Source organism: Prevotella sp. P5-92 (assembly GCF_002251245.1).
GTDB lineage: Bacteria > Bacteroidota > Bacteroidia > Bacteroidales > Bacteroidaceae > Prevotella.
Map to the genome: position 1 here is coordinate 1 of NZ_NPJG01000010.1, position 4,455 is coordinate 4,455.

The 4,455-nt window shown below is 48.7% G+C and carries 3 protein-coding genes and 1 pseudogene; all 4 read right to left on the minus strand.

Annotation, left to right across the window (positions count from 1 at the left end; translation table 11 throughout):
- Positions 1 to 329: 329 nt before the first annotated feature.
- The gene (locus tag CIK99_RS01850) at positions 330 to 2,858 is read right to left on the minus strand and encodes a TonB-dependent receptor family protein (protein ID WP_094379195.1); all 2,529 of its coding nucleotides are present in this window, start codon (positions 2,856 to 2,858) and stop codon (positions 330 to 332) included.
- The gene (locus CIK99_RS01855; RefSeq protein WP_094379198.1) at positions 2,855 to 3,613 is read right to left on the minus strand and encodes a DUF4974 domain-containing protein; all 759 of its coding nucleotides are present in this window, start codon (positions 3,611 to 3,613) and stop codon (positions 2,855 to 2,857) included. The genes CIK99_RS01850 and CIK99_RS01855 overlap by 4 nt, the downstream gene beginning before the upstream one ends.
- Positions 3,610 to 4,053 carry a sigma-70 family RNA polymerase sigma factor gene (locus CIK99_RS01860; protein ID WP_094379200.1) on the minus strand — a complete coding sequence of 148 codons (444 nt, stop codon included), beginning with the start codon at positions 4,051 to 4,053 and terminating at the stop codon, positions 3,610 to 3,612. The genes CIK99_RS01855 and CIK99_RS01860 overlap by 4 nt, the downstream gene beginning before the upstream one ends.
- 187 nt (positions 4,054 to 4,240) lie before the next feature.
- Positions 4,241 to 4,455 (minus strand): annotated as a pseudogene (locus CIK99_RS01865) (DDE transposase); the annotation flags it as partial.

Consider the following 4,455-nt stretch of genomic DNA (forward strand, 5'->3'; position numbering starts at 1 on the left):
TTGAGAGGGCTATGGCAGATGAAGAAACAAGGCAAGACTTGGAACGCATTCTCAGATGTGATCAAGATTTCAAAAAGAAACCTATGGATTAACGCTTTTTAAGCAGAAAGAGCGAAATACCTAAAGGATAATTGTTTAATATCTATTGTTAAAAGAGTCAATCCCCACTACAGCTGCTTCTGTGGGTGTGGGAAACTCTTATTATATAAATCATTCCAGGCAGCAGATAAATCTCCCTGACACTTGTCTGACATTTGCAGTTATGGATGGGGAGCGTCGGCACAAGGCCGACGGCTGCCCATCGAAACGAGAGAGATTTTATAGTCAGCCTAATATCCCATGCGCGAGGTGTTGACAGTCTTTGTCTTTTTTTCCTTGAAACCGCCGATACGATAAATAGCAGTCAGTGAGACATTGGGGTATTCCATCCACACGCGCATCGTATAGTCTTGATTTGCTAAACGAGAATGAGTAATGACACGGCTATTGGTTATATTCTGCCCCGCTACTATGACGCTCCATTTTTTATCGTCTGATGTCCATCGGAGGGATGCGTGGAGACGGAACATCGGGTCGATGTCATAGACTCCCTGGATGGCTTTTGATTGGAAATGCGGATTAAGGATGAGGCGTATGTCGTGACGCTGAGAGAACCGAATGGCCGTAGTAGAACTGAGTATGACCGTCAACTGTTTGCGGTTAAAAGGCAAGTCGAAGAAACGGTCGCTTTTGTCGTGGCGGTAGTTGCCTGTGGCCATCACTGTGCCATTCAGCCATTTGCCTGCCGAGAAACGTGCTGATGCTTGCAAACCGTACACATTCATATAGTTGAAATTGGTCTCTTTCATTATTACAGCCATACGGTCAGAGGGCTGATAGGCAAGTTGTACAGAGTAATCGGGTATAAATTTGGCGTATGCCGTGAATGTGTAACGCTGGCGAAGTTGCCAGATGAGATCGATGTCATACTGTGAATTAGGCTTCAAGTCGGGGTTTCCCCATATCTCGCTGTATGCCGAAGAGTAGAATATGCTGCTCATGGTGCTCCAATATGTGGGGAACACATTTTGAGAACTGAACGAGAGATTGAGCATATTGTTCTTGTCTGCCGTCCACAAGGCATTCAGCGTAGGATACCATCGCCATTCGTTCCACTTAGGAGTATGATATTGCTCGGCACCAAGCGAAGTCTCGACGCTGAAAGACGGTGTTATCTGCTTGCTGAAGCCTGCATATATGTCAAGGATACGTTCGTCATAGTCAACATGACTTGTGGCATCAGCAAGTGGCTGACCATTGGTGTCGCGTGTGGTCTGAAAACTCGTATTGTTGGTCAGTTGGGCTTCTACCCCATAGTTTAATTCCCAGCCTTTGCCCAAATCGTGTGTCTGGTCGGCGGCAAAGAGCCATTTGCTGATTCGTTGGCGACTGTCCACATAAAGATTTCTTTCGGTATCATACAGATGCCCGTCCAAATGTTGTGTGCGGGGGTTCTGGTAGTTGGTGTAAGATGTACTTAGTTGCAGGCCGAATGATGATGTGTAACTGGCATCCACATTGTGCAGGTAGGTGTGCGTTTCCGACTTTTGAACAGAAGTTTCCAGACCTGTGCTGGTATTGGTGGCATCGTTGGATGTCCATTTGCCCGTATATGCCACATTCAGACGGCTATCCTTAGAGAAAGCGTAATCCAAGCCTATCCTATAGTTATGGTTTAAGGTTTGATTCTTTCGTTCCGTCTTGTCGGAATAGTCCACCCGCTGGTCGCCTAAAGGATGGTGCGCCTCATGCTCCACTTGTCCGTAGGCTGTGCCATAGCCACAGGAGTACGATGCATCCAGGCCGAAGTTCCCACGCTGGTAAATCATGCTGCCCTTGGCCTGACTATAGCCATATTTGCTCTGCCGATAGAAGCCTTGTAGCTGACCTGCAAACTGATTGGTGCCAGAATAATCCTTTGTAACCACATTGATAGCCATGCCGTGTACATGATACTTGGCAGGTGCGGATGCCATCACTTCGGCTTTGGCCAACATAGAAACTGGCATTTGTTTCAGCCGTTCAATCAGCTGCTCTGTACTCAAAGTCGTTGGTTTGCCATTAATGATTAGCGTCACAGAATGACCAGCAAAAGATAGGCCGCCATTACCATCTATAATACCAGGAATGCGTGTCAATGCTTCATAGGCATTGTCGGCAGGCAGGATTTCTAACAGTTGTGGCATGTTGTACGTCAAATGTCCATTTTCTGCCTTAACTATCTGGCGCTCGCCTTTTACCTGTACACCGTTGAGCGTATAAACTTCAGGTTGTAAGCGTATCGTACCGATGTTCTCCGTGATACATTCTTTATATATAGTCTTGTAACCGACGTATGAAATACGGACAAGAACCGTTTGTTGTTCGTATGGAATAGCGAAGTAGCCACTCTCGTTAGACACACCACCTCCGAGTAGCGTGGAGTCTGCGGGATTGAGAACAGCAATGTTGGCGTAGGCCACAGGCTGGCCCTGTTCATCAATGATGGTGCCCGTCAGGTGGCGATCTGTCTTGTGTGTACACTCCACATAGATTTCTCGGTCGTCGGGCTTCACGGTCATGCGGACGGGGTAGAAGCCTATCATCTGCTGGATGGCATCGGGCAGACGCTTGTTCTTGATGGTGGCTGTGATGCGGAAGTCCTCCAGTTCGTTGTAGAGGAAGTTGACGACGTATTCCTTCTGCTCGTTGTTCAACTGGAGCAGGGCCTCGCTGAGTGACACATTATTATATGTATGCGTGACACGCTGGGCGAAGGTGCCAAGTGGCATGCAGAGGATGCAGGCCACGAGCGTCAGAGTATATAGCGTACGTCTCATTTTACTACCAATGTTTTGTCTTCCATGCCGATGTTCACGGCCTCGAAGGTGTTCAACTTTTCTACGACACGCGAGAGACTGTCTTCACGCTTCCATACAAAGTGGAAACGAAGGTGGCGGACCGCTTCATTCTCAAACTCCACGCCAACGCCGTAGGCTGTAGCAATGGCTGTGAGCATGGAGTCGAGCGGCACATTGTTGAAAATGTATGGCTCAACGGGAATTGTGTCGGCCTGAACCGTATCTGCGGGCAGGGAAGTGACTGGATCAATGTCTGTCGTTTGCTCTGTTGTGGGCTGTTGCGGTTTGGGCGTGCTGATGTTTCGCACAACTTGGATAGCGGCAAAGGCAATGCCCGAAGCCAGGAGTACACCGATGAAGGATGCAGCTATCTTGCGAGGTGCGAGGTAAGCGCGAAAACGGGGCTTATATTCTCCTTCGTCGAGGATTTCCAACTGACTTTCGTCTTCTTCCTCCTTGCAAGGCATAGTGCAAGCAAGCTTGCCCTCTGCCCTTGCTGCGTTCGTCAGTTCTTCTGAATGGCTGGCTGCAAACTTCTCCCATTCGGCATCCACGTCTGGGGTGTCGTTGTTAAGTTCATCGTGTTTGAAGGCACGCTTAGCGAAGCCAAGTTGCTTTACAAGTTGGCGCATCTCGTCATCGGCGAGTATCTGCTGCAACTGCTCGTCAGTAAGTTGCTCAGGGTGGTCTTGCAATTCCAGAAGCCACTCTATACGCTCTTCTTCGGTCATCATATTGCTTTTGAGTTTGAATTAAAATACTTTCTTATTTTCTCCACAGTCTGCTTCAGATGGGTGTGGACGGTCTGGCGGCTGACGTTCAGTGCTCCGGCCACTTCCTGGCAGGTCATCTCCTTTAGGTAGCGCAATCGGAAGACATTATGCTCCATCAGTGACAGATTGTCCCGCACGTAGGACATCAGTTCTTCCATCTGCATTTGCTCTTCCACCAGATTGTCGCTAATAAGTGTATCAGCATCCTCGGTAAGCAGGCATGCAAAGCGTTCTTTCACCTGTTTGTGCTGCAACACATTCAAACAACGATGATGCACACTCGCCAAGAGGAATGCTTTTGCGTTGTCTGCTCTCACGATGGTGCTACCGCTAAGCAGACTGGCGAAAACATCGCTCACCACGTCCTTGCTCTCCGCTTCATCGAAGAGTAATGTAGGGATTGTCGTTTAATTCTTTCAGTCGTGGACGCATAGAGGTCAGCTTGGTATCTTGATGCTCCGTGCGACCAGTTTTAATTGCTTTTGCTGGTATAACGGCACTCCAAAGTCGTGTATTTGCTACCTTTGCCGATAACAGATTAGGAGTCCTCTTCGGAGGACTCCATCTTAATTCCGTTTCAGATGTCTCTTATGCCGCCTTGGTCTCTTGCAGCCCAGCCAGACGCCCCGCCAGGTGGACTGCGTTCGCTGTGTGGATGCCAAAGAAGATGTACAGTATCTCTGTTTTCTTCTTCCTGGCCTTGATCCTGCGCATGGCGTAATGCTCTTTCTGTGTTCCGAACGAGCCTTCCATCTGAGTGGCCCTGACTCTTGCCAGTTCCTTGCGGACATAGTCTTCCTCCC

Bases quoted from the DNA above. Each gene is read 5' to 3' on its own strand.
- CIK99_RS01855 (WP_094379198.1), bottom strand. From the start codon at position 3,613: ATGATGACCGAAGAAGAGCGTATAGAGTGGCTTCTGGAATTGCAAGAC.
- CIK99_RS01850 (WP_094379195.1), bottom strand. From the start codon at position 2,858: ATGAGACGTACGCTATATACTCTGACGCTCGTGGCCTGCATCCTCTGC.